Raw genomic sequence first — 21,233 nt, forward strand, 5'->3', positions numbered from 1 at the left:
CACTGCCGTTTTCGGTGCAAGACCCGTGACCGCCATGGCTATGGTGTTCCACGACTGCCCGTTTGTTGGTAGCCTGCCGCACCGACAGACAGCAATCGGGGACCACCGAATGAGCCGCGCAAATCCCCCATCTCCCGCACGACGCAATGGAGCAGCGAGGAAACATATCGGTCGGGCACTCGCCGCAACCGCGGCATTGGCTGTGCTCGCCGGCTGCGAGGACAAGAACACGTTCGTGGCGCCGCCGCCGCCCAAGGTCGACGTCGCGACGCCGGTGCAGCGTCCGGTGACGCGCTACATCGAGGCGACCGGCAACACGGCACCGATCAAGAGCGTCGATCTCGTCGCGCGCGTGCAGGGCTTTCTGCAAACGATCGACTATCAGGACGGCACATTCGTGAAGCAGGGCACCCAGCTGTTCACGATCGAGCCTGAGACCTACAAGCTCAAGCTCGAGCAGGCGCAGGCGGCCGAAGTCGGCGCGCAGGCCTCGCTCCGGCAGGCGGAGGCCGACTACAAGCGACAGGCCGAGCTGGTGCAGCGCCAGGCGGTCTCGCAAGCCACGCTCGACACCTCGACCTCGAACCGCGACAACGCCCAGGCCAATCTGCAGCAGGCCCAGGCCAACACCAAGCTCGCCGAAGTCAATTACGGCTACACCAAGGTCACGGCACCGTTCGACGGCATCGTCAGCGCGCACATGGTCTCGATCGGCGAGCTCGTCGGCGTCTCCTCGCCGACCCAGCTCGCCACCATCGTGGCGATGGACCCGATCTATGTGAACTTCACCGTCAACGAGCAGGACGTGCTGCGCATCCGCGCCGAGGCGACCCGTCGCGGACTGACGCCCGCGGACATGAAGCACTTCCCGATTCAAGTGGGGCTGCAGACCGATACCGGCTACCCTCATGAGGGCAAGCTCGACTACGTCTCGCCGACCCTCAACCAGTCGACCGGCACGCTGGCCGTGCGCGGCCTCGTTCCCAACGACAAGCGGGTGCTGCTGCCTGGCTATTTCGTCCGGGTCCGCGTGCCCTTCGACCAGGAGAAGAGCGCCCTGCTCGTTCCCGACACCGCGCTCGGCAGCGACCAGGGCGGCCGCTATCTCCTCGTCGTCAACAGCGACAACGTCGTCGAGCAGCGCAAGGTACAGATCGGCCCGGTCGACAACGGCCTGCGCGTGATCGAGAGCGGCCTGAAGCCAGAGGATCGCGTCGTGACCGCGGGGCTCTTGCGCGTCATCCCGGGCCAGAAGATCGACCCGCAGGTGACGAAGATCGAGCAGACGCAGGCCTCGAGCAAGTAGGGGCTGCCAGCCATGATCTCAAAGTTCTTCATCGAGCGGCCGGTCCTCTCGAACGTCATCGCGCTGTTGATGATCCTGATCGGCGGCGTCGCGCTGTTCAATCTGGCCATCGCGCAATATCCCGACGTGGTGCCACCGACCGTGCAGGTCACCACGCGCTATCCCGGCGCCAGCGCCAAGACCGTGATCGATACCGTGGCGCTGCCGATCGAGCAGCAGGTCAACGGCGTCGAGGACATGCTCTACATGCAGTCCTACAGCGGCTCCGACGGCACCTACACGCTGACCGTGACCTTCAAGATCGGCACCGACCTCAACTTCGCGCAGGTGCTGGTGCAGAACCGCGTCTCCAGCGCATTGTCGCAATTGCCGCAAGCCGTGCAGAACCAGGGCGTCACCGTGCAGAAGCGGTCGACCTCGATCCTGCTGTTCGTGACGCTCACCTCGCCGGATGCGAGGTACGACAGCCTCTACTTGAGCAACTACGCCACCATCAACATCCGCGACGAGCTCTCGCGCCTGCCCGGCGTCGGCAACGTCACCGTATTCGGCGCCGGGCAATACTCGATGCGGATCTGGCTCGATCCCAACAAGCTGCAGGTGCGTGGCCTGGTGCCGCAGGACGTGATCCAGGCGATCCAGCAGCAGAGCCAGCAGGTCGCCGCCGGTCAGGTCGGCGCGCCGCCGACGCCGCCGGGACAAGCGTTCCAGTACACGCTGAACGTCAACGGACGGCTCGACGACGCCGGCCAGTTCGAGAACATCATCGTCAAGACGGGCACGAGCGGCGACGTCACGCGGGTGCGCGACGTCGGCTGGGTCGAACTCGGCGCGCAGACCTACAGCCAGATCTTCTCGCTCAACAAGCAGCCCGCGGTCGGCATCGGCGTGTTCCAGTCGCCGGGCGCCAACGCGCTGCAGGTCGAGCAGGCCGTCGAGAGGAAGATGGCGGAGCTCGCCAAGCGCTTCCCCGAAGGCATCAAGTACGACACGCCGTTCGACACCACCAAGTTCGTCGAGGCCTCGGTGCACGAGGTCTATATGACCCTGATCGAGGCCGGCCTGCTGGTGCTGGTCGTGATCCTCATCTTCCTGCAGGACTGGCGCGCGATGCTAGTGCCGGCGACGACCGTGCCTGTCACCATCATCGGCGCCTTCGCCGCGATGGCGGCACTCGGCTTCACCATCAACATGTCGACGCTGTTTGCGATCGTGCTCGCGATCGGCATCGTGGTCGACGACGCCATCGTCGTGGTCGAGGGCGCCGCCCACAACATCGAACAGGGCATGAACGGCCACGACGCCGCGATCCGCGCGATGGACCAGCTGTTCGCGCCGATCGTCGGCATCACGCTGGTGCTGATCTCGGTGTTCCTGCCCGCTTCGTTCCTCGCCGGACTGACCGGGCGCATCTACTCGCAATTCGCGCTGGTGATCGCCGCGACCGCCCTGCTCTCCGCCATCAACGCCGCGACCTTGAAGCCGACGCAATGCGCGCTGTGGCTGCGGCCGGCCGTGCCGCCGGAGCAGCGCAATTTCTTCTATCGGGGCTTCAATGCGGTCTACAACCGCGTCGAGCGCGGCTACACAAGGCTGATCACGTTCCTCGTGAAGCACGCCACCATCTCGGTCGCGTTCGCACTGCTGATCATCGCCGCCAGCGGCTATGGCCTGTCGCGGGTGCCGACCGGCTTCCTGCCGATCGAGGACCAGGGCTATCTGATCGCCGCGGTGCAGCTGCCCGACGGCGCCGCGCTGGAGCGGACGCAGGCCGTGCTCGACAAAGCGAGCGGGCTGATCAAGGACACGCCCGGCGTGGCGCAGGTCATCACCATCGCCGGCATCTCCGCGCTCGACAACAGCGCCAGCCTCGCCAATGCCGGTGTCGCCTACATCATCCTGAAGGATTGGGACGCGCGTAAAGGGCCCGGTGAGGATCTGCGCTCGCTGGTCTTTGGCCTGAACGACAAGCTCGCTGATATCATGGAGGCGCGCACCATCGTGTTGCCGCCGCCGCCGATCCAGGGCATCGGCAACGCCGCCGGCTTCTCGATGCAGGTCGAGCTGCGCGACGGCAACAGCGATTTCGCCAAGCTGCAGGCCATCACCGGCGCGATGGTCACCAACGCTCAAAGCCAGAGCGCGCTGCAGCGCGTGCAGTCCTCGTTCCGCTCCTCGGTGCCGCAATTCAACGTCGAGATCGACCGCGTCAAGACTCAGACGCTTCATGTCACCACGGATCAGGTGTTCTCGGCACTGTCTACCTATCTCGGCTCTTCCTATGTCAACCAGTTCAACAAGTTCGGCCGCGTGTTCCAGGTCTATACGCAAGCCGATCCCGCCTTCCGCGTCACCGAGCGCGACATCGCCAACATGCAGGTGCGCAACTCGAATGGCGACATGATCCCGCTCGGCACCGTCGCAAAGATCACGCCGGCCACCGGCCCGTCGCTGATCAGCCTCTACAATCTCTATCCGTCCTCGACCGTGATCGGCCTGCCGGCGCAGGGCTATTCGTCGGGCCAATCGCTGAAGCTGATGGAGGAAATCGCGGACAAGACGTTGCCGCCCGGCACCGGCTATGAATGGACCGCGATGTCGTATCAGGAGAAGGCGGTCTCGAACCAGATCTACTGGGTGTTCGGCCTCGCCATGCTGCTGGTCTATCTCGTGCTCGCCGGCCAGTACGAGAGCTGGTACGCGCCGATCTCGGTGATTCTCGCCGTGCCGCTGTCGCTGCTCGGGCCGATGCTGATCCTCTCCGCCCTCAAGATCGACAACAATCTCTATTGCCAGATCGGCTTGATCCTGCTCATCGCGCTGTCCGCCAAGAACGCCATCCTGATCGTCGAGGTCGGGCTCGAGCTGCACGGTCGCGACGGCAAGCCGATCATCGAATCCGCGATCGAGGCGGCGCGCGCCCGCTTCCGGCCGATCCTGATGACCTCGTTCGCCTTCATCCTCGGCGTCGTCCCGCTGGTGCTCGCCACCGGCGCCGGCGCCAGCGCGCGCAAGTCGATCGGCATCACCGTGTTCTCGGGCATGCTGGCCTCGACCTGCCTTGCGGTGCTGTTCGTGCCGGCCTTCTTCGTCGTGGTGCAGCATTTCGAGAACTGGCGGTCGTCGAAGAAGAAGCCGCAGGCGGTGGCGGAGGTGAAGCCCTAACCCTGCTCCGACGGCGCCTGCCGCGCCTCGCCGCTCGAGACCAGGAGCACCGAGACCTTCGACTGTCGCAGCACTGCATCGGCGACGCCGCCGAAGGAGAGATGGTCGGCCTGGATCCGGTCAACGCCCATGACGACGAGGTCGACGTCGGTGGTGTCGATCTCGCGCAGAATCGCCGCCTCCGGCGCGCGGTTCACGCGCAGGGTCGTGGTGATGTCGACGTCGTAGCGGGCGGCGAGATCGCTGGTGTCCTTGAGGATGCCTGTCTCCTGGCTCAACCCGCGCGAGCGACCGTGCTGCGCACCCTTGTCGCGCGTCGTCGCTACATAGACCACCCGGAGCGAACCTGAGCCGGCCTGCGCCAGCGCCACGGCGACCTCGGCACCGCGCTTGGAGACGGCGCTGCCGGACACGGGAACGAGGATGTTGAGCGCCTCGGGCATCGGCTGTTTCAGGTGCTTGCCCTTGGCGGCCACGATCGCAAGCGGTCCTTCGAACTTCGCGGCAATATCCTCGACCTTGCGATCGAAACGGTCCTTGGTGGCGGCGACCTTGGCGATGCCGACGACCAGGAGATCGAAGCCCTTGCGCGCCTCGTCGGCAATGGTCTCGCCAAGCTCCGCGCGCCTGGTGCGGCTGATGACATCGACGCTGCCGGCATCGTTGTCGCTGTTGGCGGAGACGGTTTCGGCCGCCTTCTTCACCACGGCTTCGTGGCTCACTTCCTCGCCGCGCCTCTTCTCTTGTTCCTCGGCGCGCTTGCCGATATGCAGCACCGTGATCGGCAGGCCGCGCATGCCGGCGATCAGTCCGGCGACATGCGCGGCGAAGGTGGCGTTGACGCTCTCGTCCACCGCGAGCAAGGGACGTTCGAGATTGGCGACGAAGCCGCGCCTCTCGAACTCCTCGCGCTCCAACCGCTCCTTCTCCTCCGCGCTCATCGGCAGCCTGGCCAGCGCCGCGCGCAGCATCGGCGGCATCGCCATGGTGGTCACGATCGCCATCGTCACGATCATCGTGAACAGGTTCTGGCTGAGCACGCCGATCGACAGGCCAATGGTCGCGATGATGACCTCGGTCGAGCCGCGCGCGTTCATGCCGCTGGCGAGGGCCAGCGACTCCCTCCCGTTCAACCCGCCCACGGTGCCGCCGACGAACGCGCCACCGAACTTGCCGACGCTGGCGATCACGACGAGCAGGCCGGTGAGCATCAGGAGGTCGGGATCGCGCAGCACCGTGAGATCGGCGCTGAGCCCGGCGAGACCGAAGAACACCGGCATGAAGAAGCTTGAGATCAGCCCGCGCAGGCGCTCGTCGATCTGCCGCGTCAGGATCGGCGATTCCCCGACCAGGATGCCGGCGACGAAGGCACCTAATACGGTGTGGACGCCGATCAGATGCGTGATCATCGACATGACGCTCATCAGCAGCAGGATCACGGAGATGACCGCGGCCGCGCTGACGAGATTGTCGTTGGCCCAGCGGATCAGCTGGAATACCAGGCGGCGGCCGATGGTGAAGCTGACCGCGAGGAAGGCGAGCGTTCCCAGCACCGACTTGGTCACGGAAGCGATGTCGAGCGAGCCTTGCGAAGCGAGGCTGAAAATGACGGCGATGATGATCCAGCCGATGGTGTCGTCGATCACGGCGGTCGCGACGATGATCTGCCCAACGTTGCGGCGCATGAAGTTCATCTCGCGCACGACGACCGCGACGATCTTCACCGAGGAGATCGACAGCGCCGTGCCCATGAACAGCGACGCCACCAGGCGCTCCTGCGGATTGGGCAGCAGCGCATCCGGCAGGAACTCGCCGAGTGCGAAGCCGCAGGCGAACGGCACGACCATGCCAGCGATCGATATCGCGATCGCGGCCCTGCCCACCTTCCGGACCAGCTTGAGGTCGGTTTCCATGCCGGTCAGCAGCAAAAGCAGCAGGATGCCGAACTGGGCGATGCCGGCGATCATCGCCTTCTGCTCGGGCGTGTTGGGAAAGATCGCGGCTTGCGCCTCGGGCCAAATCCAGCCGAGCAATGACGGCCCCAGGATGATGCCGGCGAGCAGCTCGCCGATCACTGAGGGTTGGCCGACGCGCATCATGATCTCGCCGAGGCCGCGACCCACCGCGATTAGCAGGACGATCTGCGCCACCAGCAGGAATTCGGACGGGCCGGCCGATTTGCCCGCTTCGGCGCCGGCCGCATTGGTGGTGAGGATGAGCGCCGCGGGGACGAGGCCGACCGGCCGGAGCAAGGTCCACAGCATGCAGGCGTCATTTCCCCTTTACCCGGCCCCGCTGTCGGGGCCACGGGGATAGAACCCGCGGGAGGCGGCGGGAGTTCCTGCCGCGCACGACGGGACGGAGGGGGCAAAAACGCCAAACGCGAAAACAACCCCATGCACAGTAGGGATGCCGTTGAAAACTTTCAAAAAGTTCGGCTTTGCCGAAACGGCTTGCTCCGTCGGGCAAAACACTGGCAGAATGGCATCGTGGGTGGCATGGCGAGGGTGCCTCCTCATTCTCCGTCATTCCGAGCGCAGCGACTTGTCCGCCGAAGCCTTGGCGAAGGCGGAAGCAATCCAGAATTTTTCCGCGGCGGCAATTTGGATTGCTTCGTCGCAAGGGCTCCTCGCAATGACGGTGGAGAGAGTCTCCCTCACACCACCTGCGGTGTCCTGATCTCGCGCGGCAGGATCAGCGCGGCGGCGATCGCGAGCAGGCAGAGGGCGGCGAAGGCGTGCAGCATGGTGACGAAGCCGCCCCGCTCATAGAGCCAGGCGACCAGACCGACGGAGGCACCGGCCGCGGTGAAACCGACGAAATAGCGCACGGCATAGGCGCGCGAACGCCACTCTTCCGTGGTGTATTTGCCGACCATGGCGTCGTTGACCGTCACCTGCCCGAACGCACCCATGACGATGCCGATCGAAACGACGATCAGCGGCAGGTTGGACAGGCTCGCGGCCAGATACAGGAATGGCGCCAGCATGAAGGAAAGTGGCAGCGCCACCGTCTTCAGGGAGTAGCGGTCGAGCAGCCGGCCGATCGTGTACTGCGTCATCGCGCCGAACACGTAGACGCCGGCGGCGATGACACCTAACAGCGCCGGGCTCTTGGTCAGGTCCGCAAGGCGCTCGGCGAACAGCTTTGGCAGCGCCACGGTGACGGCGTTGAAGGTCGTGGAGATCGCGATCACCACGATCAGCAGCGCCAGGATCACGCGCCACATGTCCTGCCTGGCCACCCGCGCCTGCGCCGCCGCTTGCTTCGAGCCCTTGCGGTCCTCGTGCACGACGCTCAGCGCGAAGGCGATGCCGATCAGGACCGTAACCGCGCCAGGAACGATGAACGCAAAACGCCAGCCGAGATATTGGCCGATCACGCCGGTGACCAGGGCCGACGACGCCACGCCGAGATTGCCCCAGACGCCATTGATGCCCATCTCGCGGCCGAGCCGGTCGGCGTAGGACACGATCATGGCGGTGCCGACGGGATGATAGATCGACGCAAAGATGCCGATCGCAAGCAGCGCCGCGCCGAGCTGCACGGGGGTCTGCACGAAGCCGACCGCGATCATCGAAAGGCCGATGCCGACGAAGAAGATCAGCATCATGTGGCGGCGGCTCCAGCGATCGCCCAGCCAGCCGGTGAGCAGCGAGCCGGCGCCGAAGGCAACGAAGCCCGGCGTCGCGTAGGGCAAGAGTTCCGAATAGGCCATGCCGAGCGCCGGGCCCATGATGATGACAGCGGCGGCGAAGATCAGCATCGAATAATGGTCGATGAAATGACCTGCGTTGACGAAACCGATGACCCGACTGGGGCTGTTCATTCCCGAATCCTCTCCTGCTCCGAAATGAGTTATATGTCCTCCCCATGACGGGATGCTGCCAATGACTGTCTTGGAAACGCCAATCCTGCGGGAGGTCCGGAGCAACCACCGCTCGCCCGCGGGCGTGCACCTGGTCGCCCGCGACTATCCCAAGGGGATGCGGATCGATCTGCACATGCACCGCGAGGCGCAGCTGATCTATGCGGCAAAGGGCACGATGCAGGTGACGACGCCCGCCGGACGCTGGCTGGTGCCGCCGGACCGCGCGGTCTGGGTGCCGGCCGGGCTCGAGCATGCCATCGACCTGCTGGCCGACATCGAGATGCGCACGCTGTATTTCGACCTGTCCTGGCTGAAGCGCGAGCAGCGCTATGACGGCCTGACCAGGGAATTCGTGGTGCGGGTGTCGCCGCTGCTCAATCAGGCGATTCTCGCGCTGTTCGACGGGCGCAACACCGAAGAGCGCACCGAGCTCCTGGTGCGCCTGGTGATGCTGGAATTGCACCAGGCCGAGGATTCCGCGACCTTCGTGCCGCTGCCGCGCGAAGCGCGCTGCCGCCGCGCGGCGATGATCGTGCTCGACGATCCCACCGGCCTGCACGACATCGACACGCTGGCGCGCGCGGTCGGAACCTCCGCGCGTACGCTGTCGCGGCTGTTTTCGAGCGAGACGCAGCTGAGCTTCAAGAGCTGGTGCCAGCGCGCGAGGATTGCGGCGGCGATCGAGCGGATATCGACGGATGCGAGCGTGTCGGTGAAGCAGCTCGCGACCCAGCTCGGCTATGCCAGCGTGCCGGCGTTCTCGGCCGCATTCCGCCAGGTGACGGGTCGGACGCCGACGGAGTTTGCAGCACACGCGGTGTCGTCGCCCGGCTTGACCGGGCGACCCAGTACGCCGAGACGGCTCGGCTAGAATCGAGAAGCTGCGGCGTACTGGATGCCCCGGTCAAGCCGGGGCATGACAGCGCGTTGGAATGAGCACTGCCCGGCATATCATCGACCCGTTCCGGCATGCCCTCATTCTCCAAACGCACGGCGGAGCGAAAGATGCCGCATTCGCCTGCTTGATTGTGATCGGCTTGCACCCAAATCCCGTGTAAGCTTGCCGCATCGCACAGACCTGATACGAAAGCCCCGATGGCCAACGCCTTCTTCTCCGACCTGCTTGCCACCATCTCCGAGCGCGGCCGCACGTTGCTTCGCCGGGGGGACGCCGCCGATACCAAGCATGATGCCGACGGACTGCTCGAGCTCTGCGATGCGCTGCTGTCGGGCCGGGGCGAAGCCTCGGGCACGGCGATGGCGCGCGAGGTGCTCGACATCTACCGGGAGCTGGACGCTGCGGGACGCCGCGCCTTCTTCGAGGGATTGGTGCGCGATTTCGGTCCCGACCGGGAGCGCCTGTCCAAGGCGATCGAGACATGGCGGGCCGCGCCCAGCGACGAGGACGCAAGCTCGCTGCACTTCGCTTCCGAGCCGCGCCGGCAGGAGCTGATCCGGCGGCTCAACCGCGCGCCCGGCGGTACCGGCGATCTCGTCAACATGCGCGCCGATCTGCTCGGCATGATGAACGGGCACACCGATCTCGCCGCGCTCGACCGCGACGTCTCGCATCTTCTTTCTTCGTGGTTCAATAGGGGGTTTCTCGTGCTGCGCAGGATCGACTGGTCGACGCCGGCCAACATCCTCGAAAAGATCATCCGTTATGAGGCCGTGCACGAGATCTCGGACTGGGATGATCTGCGCCGCCGCATCGATCCGGTCGACCGGCGCTGCTACGCCTTCTTCCATCCTGCGATGGTGGACGAGCCCTTGATCTTCGTCGAGGTGGCGCTGACCGAGACGATCCCCGGCGCGATCCAGCCCCTGCTCGCAGTCGACCGCCAGCACCTGCAGATCGAGCGCGCGCGCACCGCCGTGTTCTATTCGATCTCCAACACCCAGCGCGGCCTGGGCGGCATCTCCTTCGGCAGCTTCCTGATCAAGCAGGTGGTGGAAGAGCTGCGCCGCGAGTTGCCGAAGCTCGACACCTTCGTCACGCTGTCGCCGGTGCCGGGCTTCATGGCCTGGGTTAAGCAGGACAAGGATCTGCCGCTGTCGGACGAGGACCGCGAGGTGCTGAGGCGCCTCGACGATCCCAGATGGTTCGAGAGCCCGGAGACGGCGGCGCTGCTCCGCGCCGTGCTGGAGCCGCTCGCGGCGCACTATTTCCTCAAGGCGCGCACGCCGAAGGGCAAGCTGATCGATTCCGTCGCCCGCTTCCATCTCGGCAACGGCGCTCGGCTGGAGCGCATCAACTGGCTGGGCGACCTCTCGCCCAAGGGAATGCGCGAGTCCGCCGGCGTCATGGTCAACTACCTCTACCGCCTCGACGACATCGAGAAGAACCACGAGGCCTATGCCAATGACGGCGAGGTCGTGGCGTCGAGCGCGGTGAAGAAGCTGCTGAAGGGCGAAGGGCGAAGGCTGCTGGATATGCGGCTGTCGTAGGGGGCGGACACTTACCACATCGTCATTGCGAGCACAGCGAAGCAATGCCGCCGTGGAAAGATTCTGGATTGCTTCGCTGCGCTCGCAATGACGGAGTATGTGGTGACAGCTTGCGAAACCCAACGACCGCCCGCTGCAGGCTCGGACAACCACGGATGACTTCGGCTCTCTCCACCGTCATTGCGAGGAGCCCTTGCGACGAAGCAATCCAGGCTGCTGCCGCGGAAAGATCCTGGATTGCTTCGCTACGCTCGCAATGACGGAGGACGTGGCAGCGGCTCGCCGAGTAGCCGCAGATCTCCTGCCGGTCAGATCAGCGTCGCGTACAAATCGTCCCAATTCGGATTGAGGCTCTCAATGAGCGCAAGCTTCTTCGCCCGGCTGCCACCTTTGATCTGCTTCTCGCGCACAATCGCGTCGGACATGGTCGCGTGCAGCTCGTACCAGACGAGGAGCTTGCAGCCGTACTTCGATGAAAAACCCTTTACCAGTCCTTCGCGATGCTCGCGCGGCGGATTGGAGGTGACGCCCGTGTAGATCGTTCCGTTGCGACGATTGGCGAACATGTACACGCAGGGTTGCTTCATAATCGTACTCGGCTGAGGACAGCTTCTACAATAGCACAACCAGGAGATGACTATGAGGCTTTCGCCAGCGTCATTGCGAGGAGCCGTTGCGACGAAGCAATCCAGACTGCCGAAGCGGAAAGACCCTGGATTGCTTCGCTGCGCTCGCAATGACGGAGTGTGTGGCGACAGCTCGCGCAATTCGGCACATTGGGCTGCGGGCCAGACGCCCGCGAGCGGCCAGTGGCTCCTCCACCGTCATTGCGAGGAGCTCTTGCGACGAAGCAATCCAGACTGCCGTAGCGGAAAGATTCTGGATTGCTTCGCTGCGCTCGCAATGACGGAGTGTGTGGCGACAGCTCGCGCAATTCGGCACATTGGGCTGCGGGCCAGACGCCCGCGAGCGGCAGTGGCCCCTCCACCGTCATTGCGAGGAGCTCTTGCGACGAAGCAATCCAGACTGCCTCCGCGGAAAGATTCTGGATTGCTTCGCTGCGCTCGCAATGACGGAGTGTGTGGCGCGGACGTCGCGCTCCAACGATACTCCTACTCCGCCAGCGCCTGCATCTCCTTGTAGAGATCGGACTTGCCTTCGAAGCCGATGCCTGCAAGCTCGGGCATGGTGATGTGGCCGTTCTCGACGCGGACGCCGTCGGGGAAGCCGCCATAGGGCTGGAACAGGTCGGGATAGCTTTCGTTGCCGCCTAAGCCGAGGCCGGCGGCGATGTTGAGCGACATCTGGTGGCCGCCGTGCGGGATGCAGCGGCTCGGCGACCAGCCGTGGGTCTTCAGCACCTCCAGCGTGCGCTGGTATTCGCACAGGCCATAGGACAAGGCGCAATCGAATTGCAGCCAGTCGCGGTCGGGGCGCATGCCGCCGTAGCGGATCAGATTGCGGGCGTCCTGATGGCTGAACAGGTTCTCGCCCGTCGCCATCGGGCCCGGATAGAATTCGGCGAGCGCGGCCTGCAGCGCGTAGTCGAGAGGATCGCCGGCTTCCTCGTACCAGAACAAGGGATAGTCGCGCAGCATCTTGGCGTAGGCGATGGCGGTCTCCAGGTTGAAGCGGCCGTTAGCATCGACGGCGAGCTGCGCGTCCTTGCCGATTTCCTTCAGCACTGCCTCGATGCGCCTGCGGTCCTCGTCGATATCAGCGCCGCCGATCTTCATCTTGACGACATTGTAGCCACGATCGAGATAGCCGCGCATCTCGGCCCGCAGCATCGAGAGATCCTTGCCGGGATAATAATAGCCGCCCGCGGCGTAGACGAAGACGCGCGGATTGGCTTTGACGCCGTGGCGTTCGGCGAGCAGACGGAACAGCGGCTTGCCCGCGATCTTCGCCACCGCGTCCCACACCGCCATGTCGATGGTGCCGACCGCGACCGAGCGCTCGCCGTGGCCGCCCGGCTTCTCGTTGGTCATCATCGCGGCCCAGACCTTGTCGGGGTCGAGATTGTCGCCGGTGCTATCCAGCAGCGACTTGGGATCAGCTTCCGTGATGCGCGCGGCAAAGCGCTCGCGGATCAGGCCGCCCTGCCCGTAACGGCCGTTGGAGTTGAAGCCGTAGCCGACGACGCGCTTGCCGTCACGGACGACATCGGTGACGACGGCGACGAGGCTGGTCGTCATCTTCGTGAAGTCGATATAGGCGTTGCGGATCGGCGAAGAGATCGGCTTTGTAATTTCGCGGACGTCGACGATGCGGACGGACATGGGGTGGGCCTTCAGTGGTTATTATCGTCATTGCGAGGAGCGAAGCGACGAAGCAATCCAGACTGCCTCGGCGGAAAGATCCTGGATTGCTTCGCTGCGCTCGCAATGACGAGGAGAGAGTGCGCGCTCCTCGCAATGACGAGGAGCGAACGGCGCGCGCTCAGGTCAAGCCTATTTCTTATCCCTGAAATACGGCTCCACCGGACCGTGCACCTTGATGGTCAGCGGGTTGCCGTGGCGGTCCTTGGCGTTCCCTGCGGTGACGCGGACCCAGCCTTCGCTGATGCAGTACTCCTCGACATTGGTCTTCTCGATGCCCTTGAAGCGGATGCCGACGTCGCGCGACAGGATCTCCGCGTTGTAATAGGGGCTGTTCGGGTCGACCGACAGGCGGTCCGGAAATTCGTCGCTCATGATTGTCTCGCTCACAACAGTGTTTCGATTTGATTGCGCAATCCTTCGGGCCGGGCGGTCGGCGCGTAGCGCGCGACCACGCGGCCCTCACGGTTCACCAGGAATTTGGTGAAATTCCATTTGATGGCGGCGCCGAGAAGCCCGGATTGCTGGCGTTTCAGGTACTCGTACAGAGGATGCGCCTTCGGCCCGTTGACGTCGATCTTCTCGAACAGGGGAAAGGTGACGTCGTAATGGGTCGAGCAGAATTCCTGGATCTCGCTCGCCTGCCCCGGTTCCTGCGTGCCGAACTGGTTGCAGGGAAAGCCGAGCACCGAGAAGCCGCGCGGAGAGAGGTCGCGATGGAGATCCTCGAGGCCGCGATATTGCGGCGTGAAACCGCATTTGCTCGCGGTGTTGACGATCAAGAGCACCTGCCCCTCGAAACGCCGCAGGGCGACCTCCTCGCCGGCCAGCGAGTTGGCCTTGAAGTCGTAGATGGCGGTCATCGCTAGCCCACGGGATCGATCGGCGATGGCGGCACGCCGCCGGCCTCGATCGCTTCGCCCGCGAGCAGGCACAGATCCTCGCGATAGCGGCCAGAGACGATGTGCACGCCGACCGGCGCCCTGCCGACGAGACCTGTGGAGACCACGAGGCCCGGCAATCCCATGAAGGGAATCGCGATCTGCGGCAGCTGCGCTTCCCAGACCCGCTTGAAGGAATCCTCGTCCTTGCGATCGAGATGGTCGGGGAACGGCAATTCGCCGGAGACCGGCGTCAGCAGCACGGCGTATTTTTCGAAGAACAGCATCCAGTCGCGGGTCAGCGTGGCTCGCCGGGTCAGCGCCTTGGCGTAATTGGCCTGATCCATCGGCGTGACCCTGGCGCGGTTGCCGCGCAGGCAGGCCAGTGCGCCGGGATCGCCCTCGCGCTCGGCCATCTCCAGCTGCGCCTCATAGCCGTCACCGAGCCAGAGCTTGATCTGCCATTCCACCGCTTCGCGCATCGGCGGCGTGTCCTCGATCACATCGACGGTCCAGCCGGCGCGCTCCAGCCGCTTGCCGGCATCGCTCACCGCGGCCTTCACCTCCGGTGCGGTGGCAAGCCCACCCGGATTGAGGCACAGCGCAGCGCGCTTGTCCCGTGCCGGTCCTTGCAGCGGCACCGGCGCGAACCAGGGATCGCGGATGTCGCGGGCCGACATCGCTTCAAGCGAGATGCGCAAATCGTTGACCGTGCGCGCCAGCGGGCCCGAGACCGCCATGATCTGCGGACCGATCGGGCGCTCCGGCAGCGCCGGGTTGAAGGCGGGAATGCGTCCGAGCGTCGGGCGCAGACCGTGCACGCCGCAGGCATAGGCGGGATAACGGATCGAGCCGGCGATGTCGGTGCCGTGCGCGATGTGGCCGATGCCGGCCGCGACCGCCGAGCCGGCGCCGCCGGACGAGCCGCCCGGCGTCAGCGAAGCGTCGCGGGGGTTCTTGGTGTCGCCGTGGATGAGATTGGTGGTGAACCAGCGGTAGGAGAAGGCCGGGCAATTGGTGCGGCCGAGCAGGATGGCGCCCGATTTCCGGAAATTGGCGACCACCGGATTGTCCTCGCGCGCGATCAGGTCGCGCTGCAGCTTGAGGCCGTTGGTGGTGGCAAAGCCTTCCTGGTCGACATTGGCCTTGATGGTGACGGGCACGCCCGCGAGGACGCCGGGGTCCTCGCCCCGGCTAATTGCGGCATCGACGGCATCGGCCTGCTTGAGCACGTCATCCGGCCGGTGGTCGATCACCGCGTTGAGCTGGGGATTGACGGCATCGAGCCGCGCGAGACCGGCCTTGGCGGCCTCCCTGGCGGAGACTTTTTTGGACCTGACGAGGGTGGCGAGGTCGGCGGCCGACAGGCGCCAGAGATCTTGCATGGCTTGCTCCGTATGACAGGCGTCTTTTAGCGCCGGGAACGCGGCAAAGCCATGCGGATTTCGCGGGGGTGAAAGGCGGGTTTTGCGCCGGGCGTTGCCTCATTCTCCGTCATTGCGAGGAGCCCTTGCGACGAAGCAATCCAGGCTGCCTCCGGGGGAGGGATTCTGGATTGCTTCGCTACGCTCGCAATGACGTGGAGAGAGCGGTGAGCCCGTTACCCTACCGCGTCCGGCTAATGCCTCGTCGCGGACTGGTCCGGCATGTCGAGCAGCGCTTCGGTGAAGGGAAACTCCAGCACGATCTCGCCGTCGTCGTCGGTGACCTCGATGACGGCCTCCAGCAGCGCCGGCTGGGTTCCTTCCGACTTCACGACCTCGAGGATCATCTGGCGCGCGACCTCCCAGGCGCGATCGGGGTTGCGCAGGTCCTCGCCGTCAGGATCCACGATCAGTTCGTCTCCGATGCGGGTGTTGAAGAAATATCTGGGCATGCCTGATCCAATGGGGTCGTCTGTCGCCGATGAGAAGCCGGTCCATACTCACAACTGGTTTATCCCGACAGGGATCACGACCTATCGGCAATTTTGCGTATCTGATCCGCTCATCTTTGCGGCCGCAATACGCCATCTTTGCAGTGCAACAATTCCCGCAGCCTACTACCTAGGTCGGGAAAATTTCACTGGCGAACTTTGCCGTCCGCACTAATTTGTCCAATGGGCGGATACGTCCGAATTCGCGAAAATGGAGAGCCAAATGGCCTGGAAAGCCCCTAAGATCGTCGAAGTGCCCTGCGGCATGGAAATCAATATGTATGTGAGCGCCACCCGCAAGTAAGCGGCTGGTGGAAACGCGTTCTGCGCAGGTGGTTCTTTCGGTCACGATACGTTTCCGGCAGAGAGAAACCTTTTCCGAAACTGTCTCGGCCTGAGATCCACCTCGCCAATTCGCCTCCAGGAGACGGATCATGCTTCGCGTCGTCGTCCTGGGCGCCGGGGCCGGCGGCGGAGTTCCGCAGTGGAATTGCGGCTGCGAAGGCTGCCGCGCGGCTCGTGCGAAGGGACAAGAGCTGTTTCGAACCCAGGCTTCGGTCGCCTTCAGTGGCGACGGCGAGCACTGGTTCCTGATCAACGCCTCCCCCGATCTTCGCCAGCAATTGAACGCCACGCCGCAGCTGCACCCAAAGGTGGGCGCGCTGCGCCACACGCCGATCGCGGGCGTGATCTTGACCAACAGCGAAGTCGATGCGGTGGCCGGCCTGCTGTCGATGCGCGAAGGCTCGCCCTTCACGATCTATGCGCACGAGAAGGTGCTGGCGATCCTCAGCTCCAACAGCATCTTCAACGTGCTGAACGAGAAGAACGTGCGACGCCAGCCGATTGCTCTCCGCGAGCCGTTCGAGCCGCGGCTGCCCGACGGTGCGCGCTCAGGGCTCGAGGTGCTGCCCTTTGCCGTGCCGGGCAAGTCGGCGTGGTATCTCGAAGGCAAGGCGCATCCGGGCGGCGAGAGCGGCGACGGCGACACGCTGGGCCTGAAGATCACCGACAAGGCCACGGGCAAGTTCTTCTACTTCATCGCGGCCTGCGCCGAGGTGACCGACGCGCTCAAGGCCGAGATCGACGGCGCTTCACTGGTGTTCTTCGACGGCACCGTCTGGCGCGACGACGAGATGATCAGGGCTGGCCTCGGCCACAAGACCGGCAAGAGCATGGGCCATGTCGCCATGTCCGGCGAGGACGGCGCCATCGCCCGGCTGGCCGATCTCAATATCGACAGGAAGCTGTTTCTGCATATCAATAACTCGAATCCGGCGCTGCTGCCCGGCTCGCCCGAGCGCAAGCTCACTGAGGAGGCGGGCTGGCAGATACCCGCGGATGGAACGGAGATCGTGCTGTGAACGCCGCATCACTGACTGGAATGACCGCACTCTCGATCGGCAAGGACTTGAAGCTCAACTCCGCCGAGGAGCTGGAGGCAACGCTGCGCCACATCGGCGCCACGCGTTATCACAGCCTGCACCCGTTCCATAAGCTGCTGCATGGCGGCAAGCTGAACAAGGGCCAGGTGCAGGCGTGGGCGCTCAACCGCTACTATTACCAGAGCACCATTCCGATCAAGGACGCGGTGGTGATCTCCCGCTTCCGCGACCGCGCCACGCGGCTGGAATGGCGCCATCGCATCGAAGACCATGACGGCGACGTCGGCAGCGAAGGCGGCATCGAGCGCTGGATCAAGCTGACCGAAGGGCTCGGGCTCGACACCGCTTACGTCGAATCCACCGAAGGCATCTTGCCGGCGACGCGCTTCGCGGTGGAAGCTTATGTGCACTTCTGCCGCGAAAAAAGCCCGCTGGAGGCGATCGCCTCCTCACTGACCGAGCTGTTCGCGCCCAACCTGCATGAGGAGCGCATCGCCGGCATGTTGGAGCACTACGACTTCGTCAACCCGGATATCATGAGCTACTTCAAGCGCCGCCTGACCCAGGCGCCGCGCGACGCCAATTTCGCGCTCGATTATGTCAAGAGGCACGCCACGACGCCGGAGCAGCGCGCGCAGGTCTGCAACGCGCTGATCTTCAAGACCAACGTGCTGTGGGTGCAGCTGGATGCGCTCCAGCATGCCTATGTCGAGGGCCACATTCCGCCGGGCGCGTTCGTGCCCAAAGCGAGCTGAGGATTAAAGCAATGGCCGGGCCGCGAAACATCAGCGTCAGCGAGGCAAGCCGCCCCGTGCTGCCGCGGCATGCCAAGCTGAAATATGACGAGACCCGCAAGGTCTGGGTGATCCTGGCGCCGGAGCGGGTGCTAGCGCCGGACGAGATCGCGGTCGAGGTCTTGCAACTCTGCAACGGCGAGCGCAATGTCGGCGACGTCGCCGATCAGCTCGTCGCAAAGTACGCAGCGCCGCGCGAGGCGATCCTGGCCGACGTCATCGCCATGCTACAGGATCTCGCCGACAAGGGCTTTCTCACCGAGATCAGGGAGAAGACGTCATGAGCGACGTGACCATCCCGCCCAGCGACAGCCTCGCGGTGCTGGAGAAGCAGCGCTCGACGGCGGAGACGTTCGGCATTCCGCTCGCGGTGCTGCTCGAGATCACCCATCGCTGCCCGCTGCAATGTCCCTATTGCTCCAACCCGGTCGAGCTCGACCGCTCCGGCAAGGAGCTGACGACGGACGAGTGGAAAAAAGTGCTGAGCGAGCTCGCCGAGATCGGCGTGCTCCAGGTGCATTTCTCCGGTGGCGAGCCGACGGCGCGGAAAGATCTCGTCGAGCTGGTCAAGCATGCCAGCGACGCCGGGCTCTACACCAATCTCATCACCTCGGCCGTGCTGCTGACGCGCGAGAGGCTCAGCGATCTCGCAGATGCCGGGCTCTGCCATGTGCAGATCTCGTTCCAGGGCATCGAGGACGGCCTCGCAGATCGCGTTGCCGGCTACAAAGGCGGCCACCGCAAGAAGCTCGAAGTCGCGAAATGGACGCGCGAGCTCGACTTGCCGCTCACCGTGAACGCGGTGATGCACCGGCAGAACCTGCACCAGCTGCCCGACATCATCCAGATGGCGCTCGATCTCGATGCCGACCGGCTCGAGGTCGCCAATGTGCAATATTACGGCTGGGCGCTGAAGAATCGCGCCGCGCTAATGCCGACCGTGGCGCAGCTCGATGAGTGTACCCGCCTCGTTGAGGAGGCGCGCGAGCGGCTGAAGGGCCGACTGACGATCGACTACGTGGTGCCGGATTATTACGCGCTGCGGCCGAAGAAGTGCATGGGCGGCTGGGGCCGGCAGTTCTTCAACATCTCGCCCGCCGGCAAGGTGCTGCCCTGCCATGCCGCCGAGAGCATCACCGGGCTCGATTTCGAATCGGTGCGCTCCAACCATTCGATCGCCTGGATCTGGCAGAACTCGGAGGCCTTCAACCGCTATCGCGGCACCGGCTGGATGAAGGAGCCGTGCAAGTCTTGCGAGTTCCGCGAGATCGATTTCGGCGGCTGCCGCTGCCAGGCCTTTGCACTGACCGGAGACGCCGCCAATACCGACCCGGCCTGCGCGCTGTCGCCGCTGCACGAGACCATCTTCAAGCAGGCGGAAGCCGAAGCCGAGGGCGACACCAGCCGCTTCCTCTATCGCAACTTTGCCGGCGGCACCCTGGAATCCGAGAATGACGCCTGACGCCGACGCGGGCTCAGCGGCCAAACGCACTGATCCCTTTGCGCCGCTGACCTCCGATATGCTCGACGTCGGCGACGGCCATGAGCTCTATGTCGAGAGCGTCGGCCGCAGCGACGGCATCCCCGCGGTCTATCTGCATGGCGGGCCCGGCAGCGGCTGCCAGCCCGACCATCGCCGGCTGTTCGATCCCGACCGCTTCTGCGCCGTGCTGTTCGACCAGCGCGGCTGCGGCCGCAGCCGGCCCAAGGGATCACGCGAGCACAACACCACACAGCATCTGATCGCGGACATGGAAACGATCCGCGAAAAGTTTGGCTTCGAACGCTGGATGGTGGTCGGCGGCTCCTGGGGCGCGACGCTGGCGCTGGCTTATGCAGAGGCGCATCCCGAGCACGTCTCCGGCATAGCGCTGCGCGCGACGTTTCTCGGCACGCGGGCCGAGGTCGAGACGGCCTTCACCTCGCGCCTATCGCAATTCCATCCGGCGCTGTACGAGGATTTCCTCAGCGTGCTGCCGCCAGAGGAGCGCGAGCGGCCGGTGGACGCCTATTGGCGCCGCATCCTCGATGCCGACCCTGCCGTGCATGGCCCGGCGGCGAAGGCCTGGCACGACACCGAACGCGCTCTATCCGAGCACAAGCCGGCACGGACGCGGCTCGACCTCGCCGGGCTGAACGTCTGGCGCACATTGCCGGCGACGCCGTTCATGGAAGCGCATTATTTCATCAACGACAGCTTCATGAACGAGGACCAGCTGCTGCGGAACGCGGGCCGGCTCGACGGCATTCCCGGCATGATCGTGCAGGGTCGCTATGATCTGTTGTGTGCTCCCGCGACAGCGCAGGCCCTTGCGAAAGTATGGCCCGGTTCCGAGCTTCGCATCGTGGAAGAAGCCGGGCATTCGCTCTATGATGGCGGCGTGAGGGACGCGGTCATGAAGTCGATCGCGGACCTTGCGTCGAAGATCGGGCGATGAGAGGACAAGAAGAATGCCGCTCGCCGGAAAGGGCATGCTGCTGACGTCGATGAACATCGACGCTGCGGACGAGGCCGATTTCAACCGCTGGTACGATCGCGAGCATCTGGAAGAGCGTGTCGCAATCGACGGATTTCTCGAAGCGCGGCGCTATGTCGCGCATGCCGCCAACCCCAAATATCTCTCGCTGTACTCGACCGAAACGCTCGGCGTGCTCGACAGCCCCGCCTACCGGGCGCGCCTCGCCGACCAGACCGAATGGTCGCGGCGATCCATGGCGCGCTTCAGGGACATGCTGCGCGTGGTCGCGCGCATCACAATCAGCAAGGGTACTGGCCGCGGCGCGTCGCTCGGCCTGGTGCGGCTGCGGCCGACGCCCGACAACGCCGGTGCGTGGCGTGATGCGCTGCAAGAAAAGCTGGCGCCGCAGGACCGCGACGGCATCATCTCGATGCACCTGCTCGAAAGCGAGCCGGAATTGTCGGGCGCAACGGCGGGAATTCCGGCGGTGCGCAACGAGGGCGCGCGCGACTGGTTCGTGCTGATCGACGGCACGCATGTCAATGCGGTCTCCGCCGTCATCGCAGAGCGCTTCACCGGCCCGGCTGCGGCGCCCTTCCCGCTCCCCATCTCCGTCGGCACCTACTGCCTGATGTGGGACCTCGCCAAGAGCGATGTCGCGCGCGGCTGAACGGCATCCGCATCGCAG

19 protein-coding genes are annotated in these 21,233 nt (G+C 64.8%); 11 read left to right on the plus strand and 8 right to left on the minus strand.

Going from position 1 to position 21,233, the window contains the following annotated elements:
- Positions 1-109 precede the first annotated feature (109 nt).
- Together GA0061099_RS04010 and GA0061099_RS04015 are read left to right on the plus strand one after the other, a co-directional pair.
- The gene (locus tag GA0061099_RS04010; RefSeq protein WP_036027233.1) at positions 110-1,306 is read left to right on the plus strand and encodes an efflux RND transporter periplasmic adaptor subunit; all 1,197 of its coding nucleotides are present in this window, start codon (positions 110-112) and stop codon (positions 1,304-1,306) included.
- Between the two features lie 12 nt (positions 1,307-1,318).
- Complete coding sequence (locus GA0061099_RS04015; protein ID WP_036027235.1) at positions 1,319-4,471, plus strand: efflux RND transporter permease subunit; 3,153 nt, start codon at positions 1,319-1,321, stop codon at positions 4,469-4,471.
- Here GA0061099_RS04015 and GA0061099_RS04020 read toward each other — a convergent pair.
- Together GA0061099_RS04020 and GA0061099_RS04025 are read right to left on the minus strand one after the other, a co-directional pair.
- A complete protein-coding gene (locus GA0061099_RS04020) occupies positions 4,468-6,735 on the minus strand; it encodes a cation:proton antiporter domain-containing protein (RefSeq protein ID WP_074447545.1) in 2,268 nt (755 codons plus the stop codon). The two genes, GA0061099_RS04015 and GA0061099_RS04020, sit on opposite strands and share 4 nt — an antisense overlap.
- Positions 6,736-7,127: 392 nt before the next feature.
- Entirely contained in the window at positions 7,128-8,300 is a 1,173-nt protein-coding gene (locus GA0061099_RS04025) for an MFS transporter (protein ID WP_036027240.1), read from the minus strand.
- 61 nt (positions 8,301-8,361) lie between these two features.
- Between GA0061099_RS04025 and GA0061099_RS04030 the strand changes: the two genes are divergently transcribed.
- Entirely contained in the window at positions 8,362-9,213 is an 852-nt protein-coding gene (locus GA0061099_RS04030; RefSeq protein WP_036027245.1) for an AraC family transcriptional regulator, read from the plus strand.
- Between the two features lie 224 nt (positions 9,214-9,437).
- Positions 9,438-10,790, plus strand: coding sequence for a malonyl-CoA decarboxylase (locus GA0061099_RS04035; RefSeq protein WP_036027242.1), 1,353 nt, complete (start codon positions 9,438-9,440; stop codon positions 10,788-10,790).
- A gap of 308 nt (positions 10,791-11,098) precedes the next feature.
- Here the strand turns inward: GA0061099_RS04035 and GA0061099_RS04040 are convergent, their stop codons facing one another.
- The 6 genes from GA0061099_RS04040 to GA0061099_RS04070 all read right to left on the minus strand — a co-directional run bounded on the left by GA0061099_RS04040 (position 11,099) and on the right by GA0061099_RS04070 (position 15,868).
- Positions 11,099-11,377 (minus strand): GIY-YIG nuclease family protein, encoded by a 279-nt coding sequence (locus tag GA0061099_RS04040; protein ID WP_036027248.1) that lies wholly within the window; start codon positions 11,375-11,377, stop codon positions 11,099-11,101.
- A gap of 525 nt (positions 11,378-11,902) precedes the next feature.
- Complete coding sequence (gene tarD, locus GA0061099_RS04050) at positions 11,903-13,072, minus strand: D(-)-tartrate dehydratase (RefSeq protein WP_036027252.1); 1,170 nt, start codon at positions 13,070-13,072, stop codon at positions 11,903-11,905.
- A 171-nt stretch (positions 13,073-13,243) separates the two neighbouring features.
- Positions 13,244-13,486, minus strand: coding sequence for a DUF3297 family protein (locus tag GA0061099_RS04055; RefSeq protein WP_036007363.1), 243 nt, complete (start codon positions 13,484-13,486; stop codon positions 13,244-13,246).
- An 11-nt stretch (positions 13,487-13,497) separates the two neighbouring features.
- Complete coding sequence (locus GA0061099_RS04060; protein ID WP_036027254.1) at positions 13,498-13,974, minus strand: glutathione peroxidase; 477 nt, start codon at positions 13,972-13,974, stop codon at positions 13,498-13,500.
- 2 nt (positions 13,975-13,976) lie between these two features.
- Complete coding sequence (locus GA0061099_RS04065; RefSeq protein ID WP_036027256.1) at positions 13,977-15,377, minus strand: amidase family protein; 1,401 nt, start codon at positions 15,375-15,377, stop codon at positions 13,977-13,979.
- Between the two features lie 233 nt (positions 15,378-15,610).
- Positions 15,611-15,868: a DUF6894 family protein gene (locus GA0061099_RS04070; RefSeq protein WP_036027258.1), complete on the minus strand. Its 258-nt coding sequence runs from the start codon at positions 15,866-15,868 to the stop codon at positions 15,611-15,613.
- A 262-nt stretch (positions 15,869-16,130) separates the two neighbouring features.
- Between GA0061099_RS04070 and pqqA the strand changes: the two genes are divergently transcribed.
- The 7 genes from pqqA to GA0061099_RS04105 all read left to right on the plus strand — a co-directional run bounded on the left by pqqA (position 16,131) and on the right by GA0061099_RS04105 (position 21,215).
- Positions 16,131-16,211 carry a pyrroloquinoline quinone precursor peptide PqqA gene (gene pqqA / locus GA0061099_RS04075; protein ID WP_007595659.1) on the plus strand — a complete coding sequence of 27 codons (81 nt, stop codon included), beginning with the start codon at positions 16,131-16,133 and terminating at the stop codon, positions 16,209-16,211.
- A gap of 130 nt (positions 16,212-16,341) precedes the next feature.
- Positions 16,342-17,271 carry a pyrroloquinoline quinone biosynthesis protein PqqB gene (pqqB, locus tag GA0061099_RS04080; RefSeq protein WP_036007351.1) on the plus strand — a complete coding sequence of 310 codons (930 nt, stop codon included), beginning with the start codon at positions 16,342-16,344 and terminating at the stop codon, positions 17,269-17,271.
- A gap of 20 nt (positions 17,272-17,291) precedes the next feature.
- Positions 17,292-18,047 carry a pyrroloquinoline-quinone synthase PqqC gene (gene pqqC / locus GA0061099_RS04085; protein WP_249786867.1) on the plus strand — a complete coding sequence of 252 codons (756 nt, stop codon included), beginning with the start codon at positions 17,292-17,294 and terminating at the stop codon, positions 18,045-18,047.
- A gap of 11 nt (positions 18,048-18,058) precedes the next feature.
- Positions 18,059-18,370, plus strand: a complete 312-nt coding sequence (gene pqqD, locus GA0061099_RS04090) for a pyrroloquinoline quinone biosynthesis peptide chaperone PqqD (protein ID WP_036027261.1) — start codon at positions 18,059-18,061, stop codon at positions 18,368-18,370.
- Positions 18,367-19,548, plus strand: coding sequence for a pyrroloquinoline quinone biosynthesis protein PqqE (pqqE, locus tag GA0061099_RS04095; RefSeq protein WP_074447547.1), 1,182 nt, complete (start codon positions 18,367-18,369; stop codon positions 19,546-19,548). Before pqqD ends, pqqE begins: the two co-directional genes overlap by 4 nt.
- Positions 19,538-20,524, plus strand: coding sequence for a prolyl aminopeptidase (gene pip, locus GA0061099_RS04100; protein ID WP_036027268.1), 987 nt, complete (start codon positions 19,538-19,540; stop codon positions 20,522-20,524). The genes pqqE and pip overlap by 11 nt, the downstream gene beginning before the upstream one ends.
- 13 nt (positions 20,525-20,537) lie before the next feature.
- Positions 20,538-21,215 (plus strand): DUF4286 family protein, encoded by a 678-nt coding sequence (locus tag GA0061099_RS04105; protein WP_036027271.1) that lies wholly within the window; start codon positions 20,538-20,540, stop codon positions 21,213-21,215.
- Positions 21,216-21,233 lie beyond the last annotated feature (18 nt).

Origin of the sequence: Bradyrhizobium yuanmingense, from assembly GCF_900094575.1 — a bacterium.
Taxonomy (GTDB): domain Bacteria; phylum Pseudomonadota; class Alphaproteobacteria; order Rhizobiales; family Xanthobacteraceae; genus Bradyrhizobium; species Bradyrhizobium yuanmingense.

What these genes read in the sequence shown, in the direction of transcription:
- GA0061099_RS04010 (WP_036027233.1), top strand. Translation starts at nt 110, where the DNA reads ATGAGCCGCGCAAATCCCCCATCTCCCGCACGACGCAATGGAGCAGCG.
- GA0061099_RS04015 (WP_036027235.1), top strand. Translation starts at nt 1,319, where the DNA reads ATGATCTCAAAGTTCTTCATCGAGCGGCCGGTCCTCTCGAACGTCATC.
- GA0061099_RS04020 (WP_074447545.1), bottom strand. Translation starts at nt 6,735, where the DNA reads ATGCTGTGGACCTTGCTCCGGCCGGTCGGCCTCGTCCCCGCGGCGCTC.
- GA0061099_RS04025 (WP_036027240.1), bottom strand. Translation starts at nt 8,300, where the DNA reads ATGAACAGCCCCAGTCGGGTCATCGGTTTCGTCAACGCAGGTCATTTC.
- GA0061099_RS04030 (WP_036027245.1), top strand. Translation starts at nt 8,362, where the DNA reads ATGACTGTCTTGGAAACGCCAATCCTGCGGGAGGTCCGGAGCAACCAC.
- GA0061099_RS04035 (WP_036027242.1), top strand. Translation starts at nt 9,438, where the DNA reads ATGGCCAACGCCTTCTTCTCCGACCTGCTTGCCACCATCTCCGAGCGC.
- GA0061099_RS04040 (WP_036027248.1), bottom strand. Translation starts at nt 11,377, where the DNA reads ATGAAGCAACCCTGCGTGTACATGTTCGCCAATCGTCGCAACGGAACG.
- tarD (WP_036027252.1), bottom strand. Translation starts at nt 13,072, where the DNA reads ATGTCCGTCCGCATCGTCGACGTCCGCGAAATTACAAAGCCGATCTCT.
- GA0061099_RS04055 (WP_036007363.1), bottom strand. Translation starts at nt 13,486, where the DNA reads ATGAGCGACGAATTTCCGGACCGCCTGTCGGTCGACCCGAACAGCCCC.
- GA0061099_RS04060 (WP_036027254.1), bottom strand. Translation starts at nt 13,974, where the DNA reads ATGACCGCCATCTACGACTTCAAGGCCAACTCGCTGGCCGGCGAGGAG.
- GA0061099_RS04065 (WP_036027256.1), bottom strand. Translation starts at nt 15,377, where the DNA reads ATGCAAGATCTCTGGCGCCTGTCGGCCGCCGACCTCGCCACCCTCGTC.
- GA0061099_RS04070 (WP_036027258.1), bottom strand. Translation starts at nt 15,868, where the DNA reads ATGCCCAGATATTTCTTCAACACCCGCATCGGAGACGAACTGATCGTG.
- pqqA (WP_007595659.1), top strand. Translation starts at nt 16,131, where the DNA reads ATGGCCTGGAAAGCCCCTAAGATCGTCGAAGTGCCCTGCGGCATGGAA.
- pqqB (WP_036007351.1), top strand. Translation starts at nt 16,342, where the DNA reads ATGCTTCGCGTCGTCGTCCTGGGCGCCGGGGCCGGCGGCGGAGTTCCG.
- pqqC (WP_249786867.1), top strand. Translation starts at nt 17,292, where the DNA reads ATGACCGCACTCTCGATCGGCAAGGACTTGAAGCTCAACTCCGCCGAG.
- pqqD (WP_036027261.1), top strand. Translation starts at nt 18,059, where the DNA reads ATGGCCGGGCCGCGAAACATCAGCGTCAGCGAGGCAAGCCGCCCCGTG.
- pqqE (WP_074447547.1), top strand. Translation starts at nt 18,367, where the DNA reads ATGAGCGACGTGACCATCCCGCCCAGCGACAGCCTCGCGGTGCTGGAG.
- pip (WP_036027268.1), top strand. Translation starts at nt 19,538, where the DNA reads ATGACGCCTGACGCCGACGCGGGCTCAGCGGCCAAACGCACTGATCCC.
- GA0061099_RS04105 (WP_036027271.1), top strand. Translation starts at nt 20,538, where the DNA reads ATGCCGCTCGCCGGAAAGGGCATGCTGCTGACGTCGATGAACATCGAC.